The sequence below is a fragment of the Cedecea davisae DSM 4568 genome, from assembly GCF_000412335.2.
In the GTDB taxonomy this organism is placed as follows: domain Bacteria; phylum Pseudomonadota; class Gammaproteobacteria; order Enterobacterales; family Enterobacteriaceae; genus Cedecea; species Cedecea davisae.
The window spans coordinates 2,538,626-2,560,483 of sequence record NZ_KE161030.1 but is presented as its reverse complement, the minus strand read 5'-3'; the positions used below and the strand labels follow the sequence as shown (position 1 = coordinate 2,560,483).

Sequence of the window (21,858 nt, the reverse complement as noted above, 5' to 3'; positions counted from 1 at the left end):
TCTGCGCGAAATCGTGCAACATGCAAAATGATTATTTTTGGACGCGCCACGCACCGGCTGCCGGATCGCGCAGCTGCGGATGCAGAGACTCGATCAACACCAGCGTAATGGTGGTATTGGGAGTCAGCCAGCCAGCCCATAGCTTACGCACGTCGTTTAGCCTCGCCTGGAGGCGTTGTTCATCGAGAGCCATGTCGCGAGGCACTTCGACGGCGACGGTGCCGCTGGTTTTCCAGCCGTTAATTTCCGGGCGGTAGGGCAAAATCAGCCAGCTCTGCGGGGCATGCTCATTGCTGACCACCATACGCTCATTATTCACGCTGGTGATAAGCAGGCTGTCGGCATCTGCCGCCGGATTAAGGCCGCTCACCGGGAAACCGTGTACAAAGGACATCGTCATGCGCTTTTGTGCGCCGTTGCTGGCGTTTTGCACCACTTCGCTGCTGCCGTTTAGCCAGCCGCCCTTTTCACATTTGCCGTTTACTTTACTCGGAATAAACAGCGCGCTGCTGCTGGCATCGCCCTGCCAGAAGGTGCGCAAATGGCAGCCATCCTGCAGGGTAAATTCCAGCCACGGCGTGCGGTCCAACGGCGTAGAAAGATCTTCAGGGCGCTCGCTGGTAGCGGCAAGGGAAGAGAGCTGCGAGTCAACCGAGAGCTCCCAATCTTTAGCTTTGCTGGCCGTACCGTGGGCGACGGTGGTGCCGCCGGTATCTTCCAACTGCCAGTTTACGCGCTCAATCTCGCTGCATTGGTTTTCCAGCAAAACCCCAAGGCGGGGCATAAAGCTTTTCAGAACCTGAGGGTTTTTATCGCCGTTGGCCACGATGCGCAGCGGGAGTTCACTGCCGCACCAGCTTTGCGGAGAGTTGCTTTTGACGTTGTCTATCCAGACGTCCAGCTTCTGTGACGGGGATTGAACGATGCGGTAGTTCCCTGCCCAAACGGTAGTGGAGGCAAACAGCAGCGCCATACCCGAAAGCCAGAGTTTCATAAAAATCCTTGTTAGCCTGTGTGTAGGGGGGAGGGCTACAATCAATGCCTGCTCAGACTGCCTGGCTGACCGTCGCCGTGCTCTCACGGAAACAACTTTTTATCAGCTTCCCCTGCGGGAAGCTTAATTAATAATCCAGGTTCCGCTATCCGCGTTCTGGCACGCTTTGCTTTTGTCATCTACCGCAACGCAGGTTGATTTTTTTGATGCGCGACGCGGGCGTGGGCGATCTTTCTTCAGAGCCTGGGCGTACAGCTCGCTTTTTACCAGCGCTCTTAGCGGAACGTAGCCCAGCAGCTCCTGCTTATCCTGCTCGGCTATAGCGAACCAATGATTTTCAACTTCGCCAAGTACCGTATAACTCTGGCCGTTCTCAAGCTGGCCAATCACCTTACCGCTAAAGTCAGGTTTGCTCATAATGGAGCCGGGATAAAGTGCGCGATAGCTGGCATCAACCGGCGTAAATTCGCCAGGAGCTTCGACAATATAGCGGTGTGTAAGGGTGACGCCGTTCACCGTGCTGGTCACAATGGTGTCGTCGGTCATCTTAGGCGGTGGCGCTTTGCAGCCGACAACCGTAGTGACAACAAGAAGGACTAACAGGCTTCGCAATTTCATTGAGACGTTCCCTGAGAAAAAGGTTAAAACCCAACCGCCGCGGGATGCCAGGAGCGCCGCACAGGAAAATGGTCCACGACGTGAGATACGGCCACGCAAAACCGTGCAACGGCTTTATCGGCTCGTCGCGTTAAAGGAATTTACGTGGTTTCAGCATAGTAGCGTGATTTTACATAGCCTGGTTAACAATTCAATGGCGAGATAACACCTGAGTAACCTATAAGCCGGATGCATGTTTCACGCCGTGAGGGCGAAGGGGAATTTTTGCCTGTTGTAAAATTGAACGGCGGTTTGGCTAACGGCGGCGATAAACAGTGAAATAAGGCTAATTTTTTGAATTTATTTGATAAATTTAACTATTTCGCCGTGGCATAAATTTCATTCTTTGGTCAATCTCTGCGGGCGGGGCGGGTTTCCCTGAGGTTATTCTTAAATCAAAAAAAATGCCGGGATTTGTCGTCTAAAGGTCAGTGCAGAAACGATTTGGCCCCGGCGCGGATCGCTAAACGTCTTTCAATTCCGAAAATAGCCGCAAAGCGCGCTCTCCAACTTCATCTATCGGTAAATAAACCAGCAGGCGCGAGCCGTCGCGCGGGGCTGAATACCAGTTAACCTGCTGCATACCGAAAGTGCCAATCTGCGGGTGTGTATAGTGCTTAATGTGGTTTTCAATATTGCGAATTTCGTAGCGCTGCTCCCAGAGCGTCCGGAAAGCCGGCGAGACGCTGAAAAACTGCTCCAGCAGCGCCTCCCAGCGGGGATCGCCCCGATACTCGGTTATTCCCGCCCTGAACCAGCCCACGAACTTCGGGAGCACATCTTCATTGCAGTCTACCCGGCTGCGCCAGGTTTCATTGGTCAGATACTGATAAATGCAGTTGTGATGTTCCGGCTCAACGTCGTCAAGATTAACGCCCATCAGGCGGCAAAAGTGCGTGTTATAGCCAAGGATGTCAAAGTTTGGCTTCTGAATACTGGCCGGGTTGGGCATCAGCGCGTCCAGCATACGGCGAGAGGCGTGGCTCAGGTTTTCACATTGGGCTGCCGCGGGCGCTTCGGAAGGCGGTAATCCGGCGAGAATAAACAGGTGGCGGGTTTCCGCCGGGGAGCACTGGAGCGCGCTGGCAATGGCCGCCATGGCGACGGAAGAAGGGTTTACCTCACGCCCCTGCTCAAGCCAGGTATACCAGGTCACGCCGATGTCGGCGAGTAGCGCAACTTCTTCACGCCTCAGACCCGGCGTCCGCCGCCGCCCGCTGCGCGGCAGGCCGAGCCGCTGGGGATCGAGGCTTTCGCGCCGGGTGCGTAAAAACAGCGCCAGCATTTTTCGACTGTCGTCCAGCGGGCCGGTTCGCATCTCCGGTTGAGTGAGCAGCATCACAAATACTCCAGAATAGTAGTGCCAGTACCAGTATAAGCAGGAACTGGTACCCGGTTAAATTATCAGGAATGCTACGTCGGTATCCCGAACTATGCAATGGAGTCCCTGATGAATAATTCGCCTGTTTCACCCGGCCGCGCTGGCCTGGTGCTGTTGTTAACGGGCCAGATGCTGCCGCTAATCGACACCTCGATAACCAACGTTGCGCTGGACTCTATTACCCAGTCACTCGGCACCACGCCGACCCAGCTGGAGCTAATTGTGGCGCTGTACGGCGTGGCGTTTGCCGTTAGCCTGGCGGTAGGCAGCAAGCTGGGCGACAACCACGGCCGGCGGCGCATTTTGCTTTGGGGCGTGGCCTTGTTCGGCATTGCTTCTTTGCTATGCGGGATAGCCGGGTCGGTAAGCGAACTGCTGGCGGCGCGCACGCTTCAGGGTATGGGGGCAGCGCTTATCGTGCCGCAGATCCTCGCCACGCTGCACGTTACATTGAAGGGGACGGCGCACGCCCGCGCCATTAGTCTCTACGGCGGAATAGGCGGTATCGCGTTTATTATCGGCCAGATGGGCGGCGGCTGGCTGGTCTCGGCGGATATTGCCGGGCTGGGGTGGCGTAACGCTTTCTTTATTAACGTGCCGATTTGCCTGCTGGTGCTGCTGCTTAGCCGTTTCTATATTCCCGAAACCCGGAGTGACGCTCATTCTCGTATCGACTGGCAGGGCACATTGACTCTGGCGCTGATGCTCTGCTGCCTGCTGTTCCCGATGGCGCTCGGACCGGAGCTACATTGGCCGTGGCAGCTGCAACTGATGCTGGCGGCGACGCTCCCGCTGGGCTATCTGATGCGCGTCGGCGCGCTTAGCCAGCAGCAGCGCGGCTTGCAGCCTCTACTGCCGCCGCGCCTGCTCAAACTGGGCAGCATTCGCTTCGGCTTGCTGATTGCGCTGCTGTTCTTCACCTGCTGGTCGGGCTTTATGTTCTGCATGGCGCTGACGTTGCAGTCTGGAATGGGCATGGCACCCTGGCAGTCGGGCAACAGTTTTATCGCTATGGGTATCTCTTATTTTGTCTCGGCCTGGTTTGCGCCAAGGCTGATTGTTCGCCATTCGCTAAGCACGATTTTGCTTAGCGGGGTAGCCATTCAGGTGGCTGGCCTGCTGGGGCTGATAGCGACGCTTTATCACTTTGGCGTTCATGCCGGGCCGCTGGCCATTGCGCCCGCCACGCTGGTGGTGGGCTACGGGCAGGCGCTGATAGTCAACAGTTTCTACCGCATCGGGATGCGTGACATCGAGCTAAATGATGCCGGAGCGGCGAGCGCCATCCTCAGCACTTTACAGCAGTCGGCTCTGGGCCTTGGGCCTGCCATTCTCGGGGCATTATTCCTGCATTTGCACCAGCAAAGCGGGGATTATTCGCTGGCGATGATTGGCTTCCTGGCCGTGGAAGTTGTGATGATGCTCGCGCTGGGCGCTGCGGCCATTACCCGGCGTCAGCTCTTATCTGGCCCTAAGGTCGCTTTAAGGTAACGTGCAGGCGGTGAGCCGATTATTCGGGTAAAAGCGGTAGTAAAGCTGCTGGCACTTTGATAGCCCATATCTCCGGCCACCCGGATGATGGGCTCACCATTAACCAATTTTTCTACGGCACCGATCATCCTCAGCCGCTCGCGCCAGCGGGTAAAGCTCATGCCGGTTTCATTCTCAAACAGCCTGCCGAGCGTCCGTGGGCTGGTAAATGCTTGAGCGGCCAGTTGATCAAGGGTCTTATTGCAGGCCGGATCTTCCCTGAGCAACTGAGTGATTATCCTCAATCGCTTATCCTTCCCTTCGGCCACAAACAGCTCCACTTTCAGCACATGTTTGCGGATCTGAAAGTGAATTAACTGAGAAATAGGCTCGAGCTGAGCGTCAGCTTCGCCCGTTTCGTAAATAGCCAGCGCCTCTTTCGCCAGTTCGGTTAATAGCGTAGACGCCACTACCAGCGTGCAAAGCTGGGGCAACTGGCTCTCAAACCCTCCGGCAAAGCGTAGATTAATGAGCCGCGATTGCTCGGCATACACAGCCCTGTGTGGAACCCCCGGCGGCACCCAGATGCCATTACCCGGCGTTGCCAGCCACCATCCGCTTTCGGTTTGCAGCCTGATGGTGCCTTGCAGCGCAATGCTCAATTGCCCCTGTGAATGGTGATGAAAGGTTACCTCATCTCCCCGGGGATGGGACATTCCCGAAGCGACGATGGTCGGCAGCGGCGATCCTGACATAGTGGCGCTCCAGCAAATAATCATGGCGGATTGGCGAAAGAAGTTCGTGTTTCTTTCGCAGATAATACGCCCATCGATAATATTTAAGGAGAATAAATATGAAAACATTACGATTTATTGGGCTGGCTGGCAGCCTGCGGGCGGCTTCTGCCTCCCACGCGATATTGACCAGCATTGGCGAGTGCCTGCCGCCGCAGGTAAGCCTCGATGCGCTCGATATCGGTGCTTTACCGCATTATTGTCAGGATCTGGAAAAAGGTGAACTTCCGGCGGCCGTCATCGCCGCGAGAGGGCGGGTTGAAGAGGCCGGCGCCGTCATTATTACGCTACCGGAATACAATCACGGCATGCCGGGAGTATTAAAGAACGCGCTTGATTGGCTCTCACGGCCCGTGCGCGCCAGCTGCATGATGGGCAAATATGTCTTCTTTGTTTCGCAGTCCTCGGGGGCATTGGGCGGGGTTCGCGCGCAGTATCAACTGCGTGAAACGCTGGCATCCATGCTGTGCAATATGGTGCCGCTGCCGGAAATCGCGATCAGTTTTGCCGAACAAAAAATTGAGAATGGCCGTCTGACCGACCCGGTGACGAGGGCGCATATTCGCGCTCAGCTGGAGGTGTTTTTAAACGTGGTAGAGAAAAATAGCACAAACGGCTAACCCTGAAAGCAAATCATTAATGTCCTGTATTCGGGATTCAGAATCCATGCCGCGGCGTGGATTTTTTGCTAATAACATCCCGATAAATAAGCGAATTAGCCGATAATAACGCAACGTTACAGGATATATTTTACCGGAATATTAAATCAAATTACTGAAAGATATTTGGTTTTTTTAATTAAAAAAATCATCGGTATTAATTGTATGGACTATTAAAATTGTGAATGAGATTTTAAAATATCGTGAAACTGGGTTAACATAGAATGACTTCATTCACCTGCGATGCAATATTAATATTATGCCTGCAATGAAAAAGACAATTATTTCCCTGACTACACTTGCGTTATTGGCAAGCTCAGCTAGCTACGCTAAAGACGACGCCGCGCAAAAAACCGACTTCCTGCTAATTGGCGGTGGGATCATGAGCGCCTCCCTTGGCACCTGGCTTCAGGAGCTGCAACCGGACTGGAAACAGGTCATGGTTGAGAAGCTGGACGGCGTTGCGCTTGAGTCCTCTAACGGCTGGAATAACGCCGGTACGGGCCACTCGGCGAATATGGAACTGAACTATACGCCGGAGCGTCCGGACGGTTCTATCGACGTGAGCAAAGCGCTGGAAATTAACGAACAGTTTATGATTTCCCGACAATTCTGGTCGGCGCAAATTCAGCGCGGTATTTTGAATGACCCGCATTCGTTTATTAATTCCACTCCGCATATGAGTTTTGTCTGGGGCGATAAAAACGTCGAGTATCTGACCAAACGTTATGATGCGCTGCAAAAAACAACCTTGTTCCAGGGGATGAAATTCTCCACCGATCACCAGCAAATTAAGCAATGGGCTCCGCTGGTAATGGAAGGCCGCGACGCAAACCAGAAAGTCGCCGCCACCTGGACGCCGGTAGGCACCGACGTTAACTACGGCGAAATTACCCGCCAGCTGATCGGCAGCCTGAAAAAAAGCCCGAACTTTGCGCTGCAAACCTCTTCTGAAGTTACCGACTTCAAACGCAATGGCGACAATTCCTGGCACGTCACTATTAAAGACGTAAATAGCGGCAAAGAGCACGCTATCGACGCTAAATATGTGTTCATCGGTGCCGGCGGCGGCGCGCTGAAATTATTGCAGGAAACCGGCATTCCGGAATCTAAAAATTACGCTGGCTTCCCGGTAGGCGGTTCGTTCCTGATGACCGAAAACCCGGCGGTGACAAGCAAGCATCTGGAAAAAGTATACGGCCAGGCTTCCGTTGGCGCACCGCCAATGTCCGTCCCGCATATCGATGCCCGCTTTATCGACGGCAAGCGCGTGGTGCTGTTCGGGCCATTCGCAACCTTCTCAACCAAGTTCCTGAAAAACGGCTCGTTCTTTGACCTGCTGAGCACCACGACCACCAGCAACTTTATGCCGATGACCGACGTGGGCCTGGATAATTTCGATCTGGTTAAATACCTGATTGGCCAGGTTATGCTGAGCGATGAAGACCGTTTTGAAGCGCTGAAAGAGTACTACCCGGACGCGCGTAAAGAAGACTGGAAACTTATTCAGGCGGGCCAGCGCGTACAGATCATCAAAAAAGATGAAGATAAAGGCGGCGTGCTGAAGTTGGGTACCGAAGTGGTTGTTGACCAGCAGAAAACCATCTCTGCACTGCTGGGCGCATCTCCTGGTGCTTCTACCGCAGCGCCAATTACGCTGAACGTGCTTAAGAAAATGTTCCCTGAGCAGTTCAACTCGCCGGAATGGCAGAGCAAAATCCGCTCCGTGGTGCCAAGCTACGGCCAGGAGATGAACGGCAATGTTGAACTGACCCAGAAGGTCTGGAACGACACTGCGGCGACGCTGCAACTGACCAAACCTCCGGTTATTCAGATGAACGACCAGAGCGCGCTCCCGCAGGCCAAACCGGCGGAGCCAAAAGCTGAAGCATCCCCGCAGCACGATATGGCGCTCTAAACCTCCGCGCTATAGCGAACTGAATCAAGCCTCCGCCAGCGCGGGGGCTTTTTTTTGCCCCTCAGACTCGACAACGCTATCTGGCGGGGGATATTCCCCCGCTAACCGATATCAATTATTGAGATCTCTGCCCTAAAGTTCCTCGGGTTAACAGGCCATTACGCCAATCTGAAGGAAAACACTATGACTAAAATGAAAACCGGAATTTGCCTGCTTGCCCTCTGCCTGGGTGCCGCCATGCAGGCAAATGCGGCTCCCGCAACGAGCGACTGCCAGACTCTGCAATTGACCCACTGCCCGGCACCGGCTGACTCTCAGCTGCCCGCGGTAAAAGATATGCTGACGTGGAACCAACAGCAGCGGGTGATTGGTTTTCGCAATGACTATCGCTCTTATGAAGGCGATGTCTTTAAAGCCGGAAAGGCGGTGCCAATCCCGCGTGCCGGGCAGGATTTATCCAGCGTAAGTTATCAATACCAGGGGCACGATTTTAAACTGGCGGATTACCTCAAGCGCAACAGCGTGACCGGCATGATGGTGATTAAAGACGGTAAAGTTGTCTCGGATTATTACGCTGAGGGAAATACGCCGACCACGCTTTGGACCTCACGCTCGGTAGGTAAGTCGGTGGTTTCCACGCTGGTGGGCGTGGCGCTCAAAGAGGGCAAGATCGCCTCGCTGGACGACGAAATTGTTAAATATAATCCTGACGTCAAAGGGACAGCCTGGGAGCACGTCACCGTGCGCCAGCTGTTGCAGCACACTTCGGGCGTGACCTGGGGTGAAGATTACACTAATCCAGAGTCCGACTTTGCCAAACTCACCCAGTGCGAAGCCAGCAGCAATACTTACGACTGCGTGAATAAGCTGGTAAAAGATCCTCAGCGTAAAGCTTACGCTAAGCCCGGCGAGGCCTGGTCTTACTCTTCCGGCGGCGCGTGGCTGCTGGGCGATACCCTGGAAAAAGCCACCGGCAAGTCTCTGGCGCAGAACCTGCAGGACGCTATCTGGCAGCCGTACGGCATGACGAATGACGGCGTCTGGCACAGCTACCTGAAAGGCAAACACGACGTGGGCGCGCACGGCTTCAACGCCACTCTTGAAGACTGGGGCAAATTTGGCCTGTTCATTATGAATAACGGCGTCTTGCCGGACGGCAAGAAAATGCTCCCGGATAACTGGGTTGAGCAGGCTCGAAGCTGGAATAAAGCTGAGAAATCCGTCACCGCCGCGCATCCGGACGGCAGCTACGGCTATGAGTGGTGGAACAATAGCGTCCCGGCTAATGCGGGCGATGTGGGGCCGAAGCACGGCCTGGAAAGTAAAGACTCCATGTGGGCGCTTGGCATCTACGGGCAGATAATTATGGTTAACCAGAAAGAGAAGCTGGTCATCGTGCAGTGGTCAACCTGGCCGAAGGCGGAACCTTCCTTCAGCGCTCAGCCGCTTGAGGCTTCGCTGATGTTTAACGCCATTGCCAACCATCTGAAATAAAAAATAAAGCCAGTCAAATGACTGGCTTTTCTCAACGTGCGGGTGAATTACAGCCCGCGTTTTTCCATCAGCACCGCCAGGTCAACCAGGCGGTTCGAGAAGCCCCATTCGTTGTCATACCAGGCCAGGATTTTGACCAGGTTGCCGCCAATCACCAGGGTAGAAAGCCCGTCGATAATCGACGAGCGCGGGTCGCCCTGATAGTCGCTGGACACCAGCGGTTCGTCGCTGTAGCCGAGAATGTCTTTCAGCGGGCCGGATTGAGCCGCTGTTTTGAATGCCGCATTCACTTCTTCAGCCGTGACGTCGCGTTTAAGCGTTACGGTCAAATCCACGATAGAGACCACCGGTACCGGCACGCGCAGGGAATAACCCGTCAGGCGGCCGTCCAGCTCCGGTATCACCTTGCCGAGCGCCTTTGCCGCACCGCTGGAGTAGGGCACGATGGAGAGTGCCGCCGCGCGAGCGCCGCGCAAATCCTTTTCAGGCTGGTCATGCAGTGCCTGGCTGTTGGTATAGGCGTGGGTGGTGTTCATCAGTCCGTGCTCAATGCCGAATGCCTGATGCAGCACCTGAGCCGCCGGGGCCAGGCCGTTTGTGGTGCAGCTGCCGTTGCTGACGACAAAGTGCTTTTCAGGGTTGTAGCTGTCGTGGTTCACGCCCAGGACGATAGTGAGGTCATCATCTTTTCCGGGAGCGGAAATAATGACGCGTTTTGCTCCGCCGCTGGTGATATGCACCGCCGCCTGTTCGCGGGAGGTAAAGAAGCCGGTTGCTTCGATAACGATTTCAGCGCCGGTTTCGTGCCACGGAATACGCGCAGGATCTCTCTCGCTAAATACGCGGACAGGTTTACCGTCAACCAGCAACTGGCCAACACCCGCCTCAACCGGAGCAGGGAATTTCCCCATCAGGGAATCGTGCTTCAGCAGGTGAGCGAGCGTTTTACTGTCCGTCAGGTCATTAATCGCCACGATTTGAATATTCGGGTTACCCTGCGCGGCACGCAGTACGTTGCGTCCGATCCTGCCAAAACCATTAATGCCGACCTTAACCATGATTGACTCCTTCTCTTTAATGTCTGGAGTCACTGTATGCCCGGAGCCCGGTGGCGTAAACGACGAAAAAGGATCAATTCAGGCCATTCTGCGGCAGTGAAAACGCTCGCGATACTCACCCGGCGTCAGGTGGAGATGGCGCTCGAAAACGCGGCGCAGATTAATCGCGCTGCCAAAACCGGCCGCAATGGCAACCCGCTCCAGGGTTTCGTTGGTTTGCTCGAGACGATGGCGAGCGGCGGCGAGCCTGGCCTCTTCAACATAGCGGGCGGGCGATACGCCGGTCTCACGGGTAAACACGCGGGTAAAATTGCGCGGACTCATGGCGAGGCGCTCCGCCAGTTTCTCCACCGACAGGTCTTCGGTCAGGTTATCCAGCAGCCAGTCTTGTAACTGAGATACCGGCCCTGAGTTTGCCGCCTGCCGCAGATGGTAGCGGCTAAACTGTAGCTGCCCGCCGGGGCGATGCAGAAACATCACCAGATCCTGCGCTACGTCGCGGGCGAGGGTAAAGCCGTAATCGGCTTCAACCAGCGCAAGGGTGAGATCAAACCCGGAGCTGACGCCGCCGGATGTCCAGACGGGGCCGTCCTGAATATACAGCGGCCCGGCTTCCACTTTTACCTTCGGCCAGCTGGCCTGCATGCTCTCGAGTAGCCGCCAGTGGGTGGTAGCCCTGCGGCCGTCCAGCAGCCCCGCCTGGGCCAGCAAAATCGCGCCACCGCAAATAGAGGCGATGCGCTCTGCGTTTGGCGCTGCTCGTTTCAGCCAGCTAACCACCTCGCTGCCCTCCGGCTCGCTCAGGCCTTTGCCGGTTATCATGATGGTATCGCGCGGCTCATTCGGGTCGAGATCCGCCAGCCGGTGGTCGGCCAGCAGGTTAAGTCCCGAACGGCCATGAACTACGTGGTGGGGTTGAGTGGTGGCGATGCTTACCCGGTAGCGCGGCGGGGCGGATTCATCCACATGCAGGCAGTTAGCCTGCATCAGAATATCGGCGATACCGGCGGCCTCGAACAGCATGCCGCCGTCAGGAACAATGATCAGAATCGTTTTCATGTCCTGAAACGTACTCTTTTGACAAATTAAGTCAATAGCGGTTAGCCGTAGTGCCGTTTTCCCCAGTCGAGCGCGGTGCCAATCAAACGGGTCAGCAACTGCTGGAACGGAACGCTTTTCTCGTCGGAGTAAACGAAGGTTTCTTCATCCATGTAACAACACTGGGCAACTTCAAGCTGTACCGCATGAATATTGTTCTGCGGCGAACCGTAATGCCGGGTGATATAGCCGCCTTTGAAGCGCCCGTTCAGCACCTTGCTGTAATCCGTAAAGTCAGCGCTGGCGTGCAGCAGGGCATCGCTGAGTTCCGGGGAGCAACTGGTGCCGTCGGCGGTACCGAAGTTAAGGTCCGGCAGGCGGCCTTCAAACAGGCGTGGCACCACGGATTTTATCGAATGTGCATCCCAGAGCAGGGCATAGCCAAAGGTTTCCCGCAGCCGCGCCAGTTCCTGAGCCAGAGCCTGATGGTAGGGCTGCCAGATGTTTTCTAAGATTGCCGCTTTGGCCTGTTCATCTGGCGCTTTACCGGCCTCAAACAGCGGTTCACCGTCAAAGAAAATATCCGTAAATAAGCCGGTGGTTGCGCTGTTATAAAGCGGTTTATCGTCGGCAGGGCGGTTTAGATCAACCACATAGCGTGAATAACCGGCACTAAGAATACTGGCGCCCATTTCGCGAATGGGTTGATAAAGCTGCGGAATATGCCAGTCGGTGTCTTCGAGCTTTTTGGCTCGTTCGGTTAGCCCGTTTGCTACTTCCGTCGTCAGGCGAGTGCCGGGGTGCGGCATGCTGATAAGCAGCGGCAGGTTGCCTTTGTGTAGCTCAAATGCGTTAGTCATTCCACACCTCTTTACCCTGATAAATAACCTGTTTTGACAATGTGCCGCCCAGCCAGTAGCTAAGCTCTGCGGGATGGTCGATTTCCCACGCCACGAAGTTCGCTTCTTTCCCCGGCTCAAGCGAGCCTGCGGTATCGCTGACGCCAAGCGCGCGTGCCGCATGCAACGTAACGCCAGCCAGGGCTTCTTCCGGCGTTAGCCCGAACAGCGTGCAGGCCATGTTCATCATCAGCCGCAGGGACAGCACCGGAGAAGTGCCGGGATTAAGGTCGCTGGAAATCGCCATCGGCACCTGATATTGGCGCAGCAGCTCAATCGGCGGCTTTTTGGTTTCGCGCAGGAAATAAAATGCACCCGGCAGCACCACGGCGGTGGTGCCGTGTTCGGCCATCAGGGCAATATCTTCTTCGCACAGGTATTCAAGATGGTCGGCAGAAAGCGCATTGTAACGGGCGGCAAGCCCGGCTCCGTGCAGCAACGAGAGCTGTTCGGCGTGCAGTTTTACCGGCAGGCCAAGTTCGCGGGCCTTAATAAACACACGTTCAACCTGGGCAACGGAGAACGCAAGGTGTTCGCAGAAGGCATCTACCGCATCAACCAGGTCTTCGGCGTGCAGCGCCGGTAGCCAGCTGTCGCAAATCTCGGCGATGAACTCGTCGCTGCGGCCTTTAAATTCAGGGGGCAGGGCATGGGCGGCAAGGCAGGTGCTGTGTAGCGTTAACGGCAGGCTTTGCCCCAGTTGGCGAATAACGCGCAGCATTTTGCGTTCATCTTCGAGGCTCAGGCCGTAGCCCGATTTCACTTCAAGGGTGGTAATGCCGTCTTTGCGCAGGGCGTTAATGCGGCGGCGGGCGCTTTCCAGCAATTGCTGCTCGCTGGCCTCGCGGGTGGCTTTCACCGTGCTGGCGATGCCGCCGCCGGCTGCGGCAATGTCGGCATAGGTTGCACCGTTAAGGCGCATTTCGAATTCCTGGCTGCGGTCGCCGCCAAACACGCTGTGGGTATGGCAGTCGATAAGCCCCGGTGTCACCAGCCTGCCTTGCAAATCTTTGTGTTCATCAACGGCAATGTCAGGCCGCCCGGCATCTTCGCCGAGCCACAGTAGTTTGCCGTCTCCGGTAATCAGTGATGCCTCTTTTATCAGGTTGTAACGGCCTTCGGCCATGGTGACGATTTGGCAGTTGTGCCATAAAATCCGCATAGCATTCTCTCTTGAGGATGTGGCGCGACATCTGCCGCGCCACGGGGACATTACTTAAGCATAGGCAGATTCAGGCCATGCTCTTTTGCGCACTCGATAGCAATTTCATAGCCAGCGTCCGCGTGGCGCATTACGCCGGTCGCAGGATCGTTATTCAGCACGCGGGCGATTCGCTCTGCCGCTTCGTCGGTGCCGTCACAAACGATGACCATCCCGGAGTGCTGGGAGAAGCCCATGCCTACGCCGCCGCCGTGGTGCAGAGAAACCCAGGTTGCGCCGCTGGCGGTATTCAGCAGGGCGTTCAGCAGAGGCCAGTCGGAAACCGCATCGGAGCCATCCTGCATGGCTTCGGTTTCGCGGTTCGGGCTGGCAACGGAGCCGGAGTCCAGATGGTCGCGGCCGATAACAATCGGAGCAGAAAGCTCGCCGCTTCTGACCATTTCGTTAAACGCCAGACCCAGGCGCGCGCGCTGGCCCAGGCCTACCCAGCAGATGCGGGCCGGTAAACCCTGGAAGCTGATGCGCTCTCTCGCCATATCCAGCCAGCGGTGCAGGTGCTTGTCGTCCGCTATCAGCTCTTTCACTTTAGCGTCCGTGCGGTAGATATCCTCCGGATCCCCGGACAGCGCGGCCCAGCGGAACGGGCCGATGCCGCGGCAGAACAGCGGGCGAATATAGGCCGGCACAAAGCCGGGGAAGTCAAAGGCGTTACTGACGCCCATCTCTTTTGCCATCTGGCGGATATTATTCCCGTAATCGAAGGTCGGAATGCCCTGCTGCTGGAAGGCAAGCATCGCTTTGACGTGCTCCGCCATAGAGGCTTTAGCCGCCTGAATCACTGCCGCAGGTTCAGCGGCGGCGCGCTCGCGGTACTCTTCCCAGCTCCAGCCAACCGGCAGGTAGCCGTTGAGCGGATCGTGGGCGCTGGTCTGGTCGGTGACGATATCCGGGCGTACGCCGCGCTTAACCAGCTCGGGTAAAACTTCCGCCGCATTGCCGTGCAGGGCGATAGAAACCGCTTTGCCTTCGGACGTGTAGCGTTTGAGAAGCGCCAGCGCATGGTCGAGATCTTTGGCCTGCTCGTCCACGTAGCCGGTACGCAGGCGGAAGTCGATGCGCGACTGCTGGCACTCAATATTCAAGGAGCAGGCTCCGGCCAGAGTTGCGGCCAGCGGCTGAGCGCCGCCCATGCCGCCGAGGCCCGCCGTCAGTACCCAGCGCCCGGTCAGGCTGCCGCCAAAATGCTGGCGACCAGCTTCAACGAAGGTTTCGTAAGTACCCTGCACAATCCCCTGGCTGCCGATGTAAATCCAGGAGCCTGCCGTCATCTGCCCGTACATCGCCAGCCCTTTGGCGTCCAGCTCGTTAAAGTGCTCCCAGTTTGCCCAGTGGGGAACCAGGTTGGAGTTGGCAATCAGCACGCGCGGCGCGTTGGTATGGGTTTTAAATACCCCGACCGGCTTGCCCGACTGCACCAGCAGGGTTTCGTCATCATTAAGCTCTTTAAGAGCTTCAACCATTTTATCGAAGCATTCCCAGTTTCTCGCCGCCCGGCCAATACCGCCGTACACCACCAGTTCTTTTGGATTTTCGGCGACGTCGGGATCGAGGTTATTCATCAACATGCGCAGCGGGGCTTCGGTCAGCCAGCTCTTTGCGTTCAGCTTTGTGCCACGCGGCGCCCTGATTTCAACATCGCGGTAACGAGAAAACTCACTCTTCATGGGGTTCACCTTGTTTAGGAATAGCGGGAGAAATGCTCACGAAAAATAACATGTCATTTTTTCGTCTGCTTGTATATACATGATTAGCATATTTCGTGCCGGGTGCAATATTGAAATTATTTATCAATAAAAACATGCGGTTATTTCTGATTGTGGCTGTGTGTACATCATATATGCTTTCGTTAAGCCCCCTTTACGCACCAATTTGGCGCGCTTTACAAAGAGATTGATCCTTTTTAGGGCAAAAATAGCAGTTCAGATAGCTGGTAAATCACTCTTCATACCCCGTTTAATCCTGATGAAAATCACGTATTGATCACAATTAAAATTACTAAAAATAATTATCTGCATGTTTTAAAACAATATTATTTGTTTTTACTGATGTTGCTATTTTGTTATGGCACAGGCTTTGCAGATTGTACATACAATGCTATACATAGCTTTTTTACGCAGCCGTTCATTTATTCGGCAGCCAGATGACCATGAGGCGTAGCGATGATTACTTTCAACAATGTGACCAAGTTTTACGACGACGGAACGGTAGTGGTGGATGGCCTGAACCTGGTCGCTCCCGGGGGCAAAATCACCGTGCTGGTTGGCCCTTCCGGCTGCGGCAAAACGACGTCATTACGCATGATCAATCGGCTGATTGAGCCTTCATCGGGTGAAATCCTGCTTAACGGCGAGTCCACTTCAGGAATGGATGTGGTGCAGCTGCGGCGGCGTATCGGCTATGTCATCCAGAACGCGGGACTGTTTCCGCACAAAAACATCATCGACAACATTGCCACCACGGCAATCCTCAATGGTGCGAGCAAAAACAAGGCCAGGACCAGAGCGGCCGAACTGCTGGAAGTGGTGGGCCTTGCGCCGCAGTTGGCAAAGCGTTACCCGTGGCAGCTTTCGGGCGGGCAGCAGCAGCGCGTTGGCGTTGCCAGAGCCCTGGCCGCCGACCCGGAGTTTATGCTGATGGATGAACCTTTCAGCGCCGTAGACCCGGTCGTGCGTGAGCAGCTCCAGGAAGAGTTTCTGCGTATTCAAAAAGAGGTGAGTAAAACCATCATTATGGTCACCCACGATATCGATGAAGCGATGAAGTTGGGTGACCTGGTGGCGGTGCTGAAACCCGGCGGCAAACTCGGGCAGCTGGCTTCGCCGGGGGAGCTGCTTAATGCCCCGCAGAGCGATTTTGTGGCGGACTTTATCGGCCGCGACCGCGGCTACCGCAAGCTGAGCTTCTACAACTCCGGGCCGCTGGCCTCAATGCTGATGGAACCCACCGCCGAACTGGGAACGCCAATTGAGATGGCGCGTAATATTGCCGACCAGCGCTGGCTGCTGGTCACCCGCGAGGGGAAAGCCTGCGGCTGGTTCGACACCCATCAGCAGGTTGAGGCCGTTGTGCCGGAACACGTTAACCTCGGGGCGACCTTCTACCCGCAAAGCGGCACGTTGCGCCAGATGCTGGACTCCGCGCTTAGCTCCCCCTGCCACCGGGCGGTAGTGATTGGCGAGCGCAGCGAAGTGCTGGGCACCCTCGCGCTCGACCATGTGCTGGACGCCTGCAAGAGCATGGCCCGGGAGGCGGTATGAGGTTTGACTGGCTGTGGTCGCAAAGCGACAAGATCTTCAATCTGCTGCTGTGGCATCTCTATCTGTCGGTAACGCCGATTCTGATTGGCCTGCTGCTGGCTATTCCCGTGGGCTGGCTGGTCAACAGCATGCCGCGAGTGAAGGGCGTGGTGCTCAACCTGTTTGGGCTGCTGTACACCATTCCGTCCCTGGCGCTGTTTGTGCTGCTCCCGCCGCTGCTGAATACGCAGATCCTCGACCCGATAAATGTGGTGGTGGCGCTGACCATTTATAGCTTTGCGCTGCTGGTGAGAACGGTGTGCGACGGGCTGGACTCGGTGCCAACCGACACCCGGCAGTCGGCGTTTGCCCTGGGCTATAAGCCGATTCATCAGTTCTTCCAGGTTGACCTTCCTCTGGCGGTGCCGGTTATCGGTTCCGGGCTGCGCGTGGCGGTGGTGTCTAACGTCAGCATTGTTTCCGTTGCCGCACTCATCGGCGCGCCGCAGCTGGGTTCGCTGTTTACTCAGGGGTTCCAGCTGCAATTTCTTACGCCAATCATCGCCGGCATCGTGCTGTGTATCGTGCTGGCGTTTGTACTGGACTGCCTGGTGGTCGCCGGCACCCGCTCATTAAGCCGCTGGCAGCCGGTAAGGGGATAACGTATGTCTGACTGGTTCTTCACGCTTAGCCACTGGTATGGCGACGACGGCATCTTTCCTCTGCTGGCGCAGCACATCGGCTACAGCGCCGCCGCGCTGGCGATTGCTATCGCTATTGCTTTCCCGGTTGGCTGCTATACCGGCCACACCGGGAAGGGGGAAGCCTTGCTGATCGGCTCCACTAACGCGCTGCGCTCGCTGCCATCCTTTGGCCTGATAATCCTGCTGGTCATCGTGATGGCGGGCTATTTTGAGTCGGATATGGCGTTTATCCTGCCGTGTATCATCGTGCTGGTGGTGCTGGCGCTGCCGCCGATTGCGCTCGGCGTTCACGCCGGAATTCGCTCCGTAGACCCCAGCGTTCATGATGCGGCAAAGGGCATCGGCCTGACGCCTTTCCAGATCCTGACCCAGGTTGAGCTGCCGTGCGCCACGCCGCTGATCCTTTCCGGCATTCGAAGCGCCACGCTGCAAATTATTTCTACCGCCACTATCGCGGCCTATGTCTCTCTGGGCGGTCTTGGCCGCCTGATTATCGACGGCAGGGCGGCGAACGATTTTGCCCAAATGACCGCCGGTGCGCTGCTGGTTGCCCTGCTGGCGCTGTTTGTTGACGTGTTCTTTTCAGTAGCGGTGAAATTCGTTGTGTCGCGCGGCATTTCCCGACGTATCAAAACCCAGTGATCTCCAGCCCGTTAATTACACAAGGTGAATGCGATGAATATGAAGAAACGTTGTTTGACGCTGTTAAGTGCCGCGATGCTGTCCGTTGTCTCCTCCGCCTGGGCGGCAGACTCCGCTCAGAAAGTGATTATCGGCTCGGCTGACTTCCCTGAAAACCAGCTGCTGGCGACCATCTACGCCGGAGCGCTGGAGGCGCAAAACATTCCGGTGGAGAAAAAACTCAACATCGGCAGCCGCGAAGTTTATATCCCGGCGCTGCTGGACGGCTCCATCAACGTGATCCCGGAGTACAGCGGCGCGCTGCTTAGTTACCTGGATGCCAATAACAAAGCCCATAGCTCAGAAGAAGTGGCGAGCGCGCTGGCGGCCAAACTGCCTGCTAACGTGAAGATGCTGAACACCTCGGTGGCGCAAAACAGCGACGTTATCGCGGTAACCAAAAAAACGGCGGATAAATACAAGCTCAAAACCATTGAAGACCTGAAGCCTTATGCCAGCGAGCTGGTACTGGGCGGCCCCGCGGAGTGGAAGACTCGCCATGAAGGCGTGCCGGGGCTGAAAGAAGTCTATGGTCTGAATTTCAAAAACTTCAAAGTGCTGGACGTGGCGGGGCCGTTGACGCTGACCGCGCTGAAAAACAATCAGATTCAGGCCGCGGACTTAACGTCCACCACGCCGGAAATCCAGAAAGATCATCTGGTGGCGCTGGGTGACCCTAAAAACCTGTTTGCCGCTCAGAATATTGTGCCGATCGTGGCCAGCGCCACGCTCAATCCGACGATTGAAAATACCCTGAACAAAGTCTCTGCCCAGTTGACCACCGCCGATTTAATCGCCATGAACGGGCAGCTTGCCGAGTTTGTGAATATTGATGACGTGGCTCACCAGTGGCTGGTTAAACACGGCCTGAGCAAGTAAGGACAGCAAGATGACAACACAAACTGGCTCCTCCGGGCAGCAGCATAATGCCGTAACCCTGGGCATCACACCGACCACCATCGAACAGCTGGTACGCATTGCCGACGGCGCGCAGGTTGCACTCGCGCCTGACGCGCTGGCGAACATGGAGAATGTGAGCGGCTATATTCGCCGGGCAATTGATGAAGGGAAGGTCATTTATGGGCTGACCACCGGGGTGGGCGACCTGGTCACGGAAAGACTTTCTGCGGACCAAATTGCCAGCGTGCAGCTCAATATGCTGCGCAGCCACGCCTGCGGGATGGGGCCAGATTTGCCGGTGCGCGAGGTGCGCGCCATGATGGCGGTGATGCTTAAGTCGCTGTTGCAGGGGTACAGCGGGGTTAGCCCTGAGCTGGTACAGCGTATGGCCGAAATGCTTAACCGCAGGGTGACGCCCTGGTCACCTGCCAGCGGCTCCGTGGGTTACCTGATTGCTACCGCGCATATTGGCCTGTCGCTGTTTGGCGAAGGAAAATGTTGGTATCAGGGCGAGCTGCTGCCCTCTGCCCAAGCGCTGGAAAAAGCGGGGATTGCGCCACGTATTCCCGGCCCGCGTGAAGGGCATGCGCTTATCAGCGGCACCTATGAAATAACCGGTCTTGCCTGCCTGGCGATACATGATTTTGAACGCCTGCTGCCGGTGGCCGATATGGCCGGAGGCATGTGCCTGGAGGCGCTGAAGGGCAATACTCGCGGTTACGACGCGCGGCTGCACGCTCTGCGCCCCCATGACGGGCAGCGGCAAACGGCCGCTATTTTGCGCCGCCTGCTGGACGGCAGTGAAATTTTTGCTCGTTACCGCGACCACCGCGTGCAGGACGCCCTCAGCCTGCGCTGTATTCCGCAAATTCACGGTGCGGTGCGCGACCAGCTGGCTCATTGCCGCCGTATTGTTGAAATCGAACTGAACTCGGTCACCGATAACCCGGTATTTTTAATTGAGCACGACGAGCTGGTTATTCTGCCGGGCGGCAACGGGCACGGCGCACCGCTGGCTCTGGCGCTGGACTCGTTGGCGGTTGCTATCGCGCAGGTCAGTACCGCTTCGCAGGCTCGTTCCGACCGCATTACCAACGTGCATCTCAGCGGGCTACCCGCCTTTCTTGTCGGCAGAAGCGGTGCCAACTCGGGCATGATGATCCCGCCTTATGTTGCCGCCGCGCTTGCCGGGGATAACCGCAGCCTGGCCGCGCCCGCCAGCGTGCATACCGTTACCACATGCGCCGGGCAGGAAGACCACATCAGCATGGGCGTTTCCTCCGCGCGTAAGGCTTTACTGGGCGTTTCGAATGCGGTCGATATTGTCGCCATTGAACTGCTGTGCGCCTGCCAGGCGCTGGAGTTTCATCGGCCGCTGCGGGCTTCCGTCGGCAGCGAGCTGACGCTGGGTATGGTTCGTGAACGCGTCCCGTTCCGCGAAACGGACACCGCGCTTTATCCTGATATGCATGCCGTTCGCGACCTGATTGCGGCCGGTGAACTCAGCCGCAGGCTGTGCTCCCTGATTGAGGAGAACGAAAATGAGTGAAGCTTTGCAGCCGCTGAAGGGCATTCGGGTGCTTGATTTGTCCCGCGTGCTGGCCGGGCCGTGGTGCGCCTCGCTGCTCAATGACCTCGGTGCCGAGGTTATTAAGATTGAAATGCCGGGCAGCGGCGACGACTCGCGCAGCTTTACCCCGCATATCGCCGGGGAGAGCAGCTATTTTATGCAGCTCAACCACGGCAAAAAAAGCGTCACGCTGGATTTAAAAACGCCGGAAGGGCTGGAAATTCTTAAACAGCTGGTGGCACAAGCCGACGTGCTGGTGGAGAACTTCCGCCCAGGCGTGACTAAGCGTCTCGGCATTGATTACCAGACGCTTCAGGAGATTAACCCGCGGCTGGTTTACGCCAGTATTTCCGGCTTTGGCCAGCAGGGGGCGATGGCGCATAAGGCCGCCTACGACCACATTGTGCAGGCTTACGGCGGCATTATGCAGGTGACCGGCTGGGCGCAAGGCGAGCCGACCCGAGTGGGCGACGCCATCGGGGATGTGGTCGCCGGGCTATACGGCAGCTGGGCGGTACTTGCCGCGTTGTTGCAGCGCGGAATTAGCGGTAAAGGCCAGCATCTGGATGTCTCAATGCTCGACACCATGGTGACGCTGCAAATGGTTTCCCTGACCCAGTGGATTGGCGGCCAGCCTTCCGCCGGGCGGCTGGGCAACGCGCACCCCATCAGCGCCCCGATGGACAGCTATCCGGCTCAGGACGGGCATATCGTAATTGCCGTGGCTAACGACAAGCTGTTCCGCCAGCTGTGTACGGCGATGGAAAGGCCGGAGCTGGCAGCCGATCCGCTCTACCTTACCGATCCGCTGCGGCTGGCTAACCAGCAGCCATTGCGTAAAGAAATTGAACGCTGGCTGGCAGATAAAACCGTTAGCGACGCTCAGGCCCTGCTGGATAACGCGGGGGTTCCTGCCTCTGCGGTTCTGCGTCTTGAGGAGATCCTTACCAGCGATTATGCGCGCGAGCGCGAACTGGTTAAGCGGGTTCAGCACCCAACCGCGGGTGATATCGCTATCGTGCCGCAGCCGGTAAAAATGAGCGCGGTAACGGTCGAGCCGTCCCTGGTTCCGCCGTCTCTTGGGGAGCACACCGACAGCGTGCTGAGTGAAATTTTGGCTATCGACCAGGCCACTCTTACTCAGCTAAGAGCGCAGGGCGTGATTTAAGCGGCGGAGAAAGCA

Annotated in this window: 19 protein-coding genes; 10 read left to right on the top strand and 9 right to left on the bottom strand. The window is 56.6% G+C overall.

Features of this window, described 5'->3' with window-relative positions; translation table 11 throughout:
* Positions 1 to 31 precede the first annotated feature (31 nt).
* The 3 genes from HMPREF0201_RS11610 to HMPREF0201_RS11600 all read right to left on the bottom strand — a co-directional run bounded on the left by HMPREF0201_RS11610 (position 32) and on the right by HMPREF0201_RS11600 (position 2,990).
* Positions 32 to 994 (bottom strand): hypothetical protein, encoded by a 963-nt coding sequence (locus tag HMPREF0201_RS11610; protein ID WP_016536855.1) that lies wholly within the window; start codon positions 992 to 994, stop codon positions 32 to 34.
* Between the two features lie 123 nt (positions 995 to 1,117).
* Entirely contained in the window at positions 1,118 to 1,612 is a 495-nt protein-coding gene (locus HMPREF0201_RS11605; RefSeq protein WP_016536854.1) for an SH3 domain-containing protein, read from the bottom strand.
* Positions 1,613 to 2,114: 502 nt separating this feature from the next.
* Complete coding sequence (locus HMPREF0201_RS11600; RefSeq protein ID WP_016536852.1) at positions 2,115 to 2,990, bottom strand: helix-turn-helix transcriptional regulator; 876 nt, start codon at positions 2,988 to 2,990, stop codon at positions 2,115 to 2,117.
* A gap of 111 nt (positions 2,991 to 3,101) precedes the next feature.
* On the opposite strand from HMPREF0201_RS11600, the gene HMPREF0201_RS11595 reads away from it, so the two are divergent.
* Positions 3,102 to 4,523, top strand: a complete 1,422-nt coding sequence (locus tag HMPREF0201_RS11595; RefSeq protein ID WP_039899334.1) for an MFS transporter — start codon at positions 3,102 to 3,104, stop codon at positions 4,521 to 4,523.
* Here HMPREF0201_RS11595 and HMPREF0201_RS11590 read toward each other — a convergent pair.
* Positions 4,487 to 5,257, bottom strand: coding sequence for a helix-turn-helix domain-containing protein (locus HMPREF0201_RS11590; protein WP_115586360.1), 771 nt, complete (start codon positions 5,255 to 5,257; stop codon positions 4,487 to 4,489). The genes HMPREF0201_RS11595 and HMPREF0201_RS11590 overlap by 37 nt on opposite strands.
* Before the next feature lie 98 nt (positions 5,258 to 5,355).
* Between HMPREF0201_RS11590 and HMPREF0201_RS11585 the strand changes: the two genes are divergently transcribed.
* From HMPREF0201_RS11585 to HMPREF0201_RS11575, 3 genes are all read left to right on the top strand, one after another.
* Positions 5,356 to 5,916 carry an NADPH-dependent FMN reductase gene (locus tag HMPREF0201_RS11585; RefSeq protein ID WP_016536849.1) on the top strand — a complete coding sequence of 187 codons (561 nt, stop codon included), beginning with the start codon at positions 5,356 to 5,358 and terminating at the stop codon, positions 5,914 to 5,916.
* A 298-nt stretch (positions 5,917 to 6,214) separates the two neighbouring features.
* Positions 6,215 to 7,873 carry a malate dehydrogenase (quinone) gene (gene mqo / locus HMPREF0201_RS11580; RefSeq protein WP_016536848.1) on the top strand — a complete coding sequence of 553 codons (1,659 nt, stop codon included), beginning with the start codon at positions 6,215 to 6,217 and terminating at the stop codon, positions 7,871 to 7,873.
* A 183-nt stretch (positions 7,874 to 8,056) separates the two neighbouring features.
* Complete coding sequence (locus HMPREF0201_RS11575; protein WP_016536847.1) at positions 8,057 to 9,367, top strand: serine hydrolase domain-containing protein; 1,311 nt, start codon at positions 8,057 to 8,059, stop codon at positions 9,365 to 9,367.
* A 47-nt stretch (positions 9,368 to 9,414) separates the two neighbouring features.
* Here the strand turns inward: HMPREF0201_RS11575 and gap are convergent, their stop codons facing one another.
* The 5 genes from gap to hutU all read right to left on the bottom strand — a co-directional run bounded on the left by gap (position 9,415) and on the right by hutU (position 15,248).
* The gene (gap, locus tag HMPREF0201_RS11570) at positions 9,415 to 10,425 is read right to left on the bottom strand and encodes a type I glyceraldehyde-3-phosphate dehydrogenase (protein ID WP_039898315.1); all 1,011 of its coding nucleotides are present in this window, start codon (positions 10,423 to 10,425) and stop codon (positions 9,415 to 9,417) included.
* 78 nt (positions 10,426 to 10,503) lie between these two features.
* Positions 10,504 to 11,484, bottom strand: coding sequence for a GlxA family transcriptional regulator (locus HMPREF0201_RS11565; RefSeq protein ID WP_016536845.1), 981 nt, complete (start codon positions 11,482 to 11,484; stop codon positions 10,504 to 10,506).
* Between the two features lie 41 nt (positions 11,485 to 11,525).
* Positions 11,526 to 12,323, bottom strand: a complete 798-nt coding sequence (gene hutG / locus HMPREF0201_RS11560) for an N-formylglutamate deformylase (RefSeq protein WP_016536844.1) — start codon at positions 12,321 to 12,323, stop codon at positions 11,526 to 11,528.
* Positions 12,316 to 13,524, bottom strand: coding sequence for an imidazolonepropionase (hutI, locus tag HMPREF0201_RS11555; protein ID WP_016536843.1), 1,209 nt, complete (start codon positions 13,522 to 13,524; stop codon positions 12,316 to 12,318). Before hutI ends, hutG begins: the two co-directional genes overlap by 8 nt.
* A 50-nt stretch (positions 13,525 to 13,574) precedes the next feature.
* Positions 13,575 to 15,248 (bottom strand): urocanate hydratase, encoded by a 1,674-nt coding sequence (hutU, locus tag HMPREF0201_RS11550; protein ID WP_016536842.1) that lies wholly within the window; start codon positions 15,246 to 15,248, stop codon positions 13,575 to 13,577.
* A gap of 495 nt (positions 15,249 to 15,743) precedes the next feature.
* Between hutU and HMPREF0201_RS11545 the strand changes: the two genes are divergently transcribed.
* From HMPREF0201_RS11545 to HMPREF0201_RS11520, 6 genes are read left to right on the top strand one after another with little or no spacing between them, the layout of a single operon-like run.
* On the top strand, positions 15,744 to 16,841 hold the full coding sequence (locus tag HMPREF0201_RS11545) for an ABC transporter ATP-binding protein (protein ID WP_016536839.1): 1,098 nt from the start codon (positions 15,744 to 15,746) through the stop codon (positions 16,839 to 16,841).
* A complete protein-coding gene (locus HMPREF0201_RS11540) occupies positions 16,838 to 17,482 on the top strand; it encodes an ABC transporter permease (RefSeq protein ID WP_016536838.1) in 645 nt (214 codons plus the stop codon). The genes HMPREF0201_RS11545 and HMPREF0201_RS11540 overlap by 4 nt, the downstream gene beginning before the upstream one ends.
* 3 nt (positions 17,483 to 17,485) lie before the next feature.
* On the top strand, positions 17,486 to 18,166 hold the full coding sequence (locus HMPREF0201_RS11535; protein ID WP_016536837.1) for an ABC transporter permease: 681 nt from the start codon (positions 17,486 to 17,488) through the stop codon (positions 18,164 to 18,166).
* 33 nt (positions 18,167 to 18,199) lie between these two features.
* Positions 18,200 to 19,084 carry an ABC transporter substrate-binding protein gene (locus HMPREF0201_RS11530; RefSeq protein ID WP_016536836.1) on the top strand — a complete coding sequence of 295 codons (885 nt, stop codon included), beginning with the start codon at positions 18,200 to 18,202 and terminating at the stop codon, positions 19,082 to 19,084.
* Between the two features lie 10 nt (positions 19,085 to 19,094).
* Positions 19,095 to 20,654 carry an HAL/PAL/TAL family ammonia-lyase gene (locus HMPREF0201_RS11525; RefSeq protein ID WP_016536835.1) on the top strand — a complete coding sequence of 520 codons (1,560 nt, stop codon included), beginning with the start codon at positions 19,095 to 19,097 and terminating at the stop codon, positions 20,652 to 20,654.
* Positions 20,647 to 21,843: a CaiB/BaiF CoA transferase family protein gene (locus HMPREF0201_RS11520; RefSeq protein ID WP_016536834.1), complete on the top strand. Its 1,197-nt coding sequence runs from the start codon at positions 20,647 to 20,649 to the stop codon at positions 21,841 to 21,843. Before HMPREF0201_RS11525 ends, HMPREF0201_RS11520 begins: the two co-directional genes overlap by 8 nt.
* Positions 21,844 to 21,858: the final 15 nt, after the last annotated feature.

Bases quoted from the DNA above. Each gene is read 5' to 3' on its own strand.
- HMPREF0201_RS11610 (WP_016536855.1), bottom strand. From the start codon at position 994: ATGAAACTCTGGCTTTCGGGTATGGCGCTGCTGTTTGCCTCCACTACC.
- HMPREF0201_RS11605 (WP_016536854.1), bottom strand. From the start codon at position 1,612: ATGAAATTGCGAAGCCTGTTAGTCCTTCTTGTTGTCACTACGGTTGTC.
- HMPREF0201_RS11600 (WP_016536852.1), bottom strand. From the start codon at position 2,990: ATGCTGCTCACTCAACCGGAGATGCGAACCGGCCCGCTGGACGACAGT.
- HMPREF0201_RS11595 (WP_039899334.1), top strand. From the start codon at position 3,102: ATGAATAATTCGCCTGTTTCACCCGGCCGCGCTGGCCTGGTGCTGTTG.
- HMPREF0201_RS11590 (WP_115586360.1), bottom strand. From the start codon at position 5,257: ATGTCAGGATCGCCGCTGCCGACCATCGTCGCTTCGGGAATGTCCCAT.
- HMPREF0201_RS11585 (WP_016536849.1), top strand. From the start codon at position 5,356: ATGAAAACATTACGATTTATTGGGCTGGCTGGCAGCCTGCGGGCGGCT.
- mqo (WP_016536848.1), top strand. From the start codon at position 6,215: ATGCCTGCAATGAAAAAGACAATTATTTCCCTGACTACACTTGCGTTA.
- HMPREF0201_RS11575 (WP_016536847.1), top strand. From the start codon at position 8,057: ATGACTAAAATGAAAACCGGAATTTGCCTGCTTGCCCTCTGCCTGGGT.
- gap (WP_039898315.1), bottom strand. From the start codon at position 10,425: ATGGTTAAGGTCGGCATTAATGGTTTTGGCAGGATCGGACGCAACGTA.
- HMPREF0201_RS11565 (WP_016536845.1), bottom strand. From the start codon at position 11,484: ATGAAAACGATTCTGATCATTGTTCCTGACGGCGGCATGCTGTTCGAG.
- hutG (WP_016536844.1), bottom strand. From the start codon at position 12,323: ATGACTAACGCATTTGAGCTACACAAAGGCAACCTGCCGCTGCTTATC.
- hutI (WP_016536843.1), bottom strand. From the start codon at position 13,524: ATGCGGATTTTATGGCACAACTGCCAAATCGTCACCATGGCCGAAGGC.
- hutU (WP_016536842.1), bottom strand. From the start codon at position 15,248: ATGAAGAGTGAGTTTTCTCGTTACCGCGATGTTGAAATCAGGGCGCCG.
- HMPREF0201_RS11545 (WP_016536839.1), top strand. From the start codon at position 15,744: ATGATTACTTTCAACAATGTGACCAAGTTTTACGACGACGGAACGGTA.
- HMPREF0201_RS11540 (WP_016536838.1), top strand. From the start codon at position 16,838: ATGAGGTTTGACTGGCTGTGGTCGCAAAGCGACAAGATCTTCAATCTG.
- HMPREF0201_RS11535 (WP_016536837.1), top strand. From the start codon at position 17,486: ATGTCTGACTGGTTCTTCACGCTTAGCCACTGGTATGGCGACGACGGC.
- HMPREF0201_RS11530 (WP_016536836.1), top strand. From the start codon at position 18,200: ATGAATATGAAGAAACGTTGTTTGACGCTGTTAAGTGCCGCGATGCTG.
- HMPREF0201_RS11525 (WP_016536835.1), top strand. From the start codon at position 19,095: ATGACAACACAAACTGGCTCCTCCGGGCAGCAGCATAATGCCGTAACC.
- HMPREF0201_RS11520 (WP_016536834.1), top strand. From the start codon at position 20,647: ATGAGTGAAGCTTTGCAGCCGCTGAAGGGCATTCGGGTGCTTGATTTG.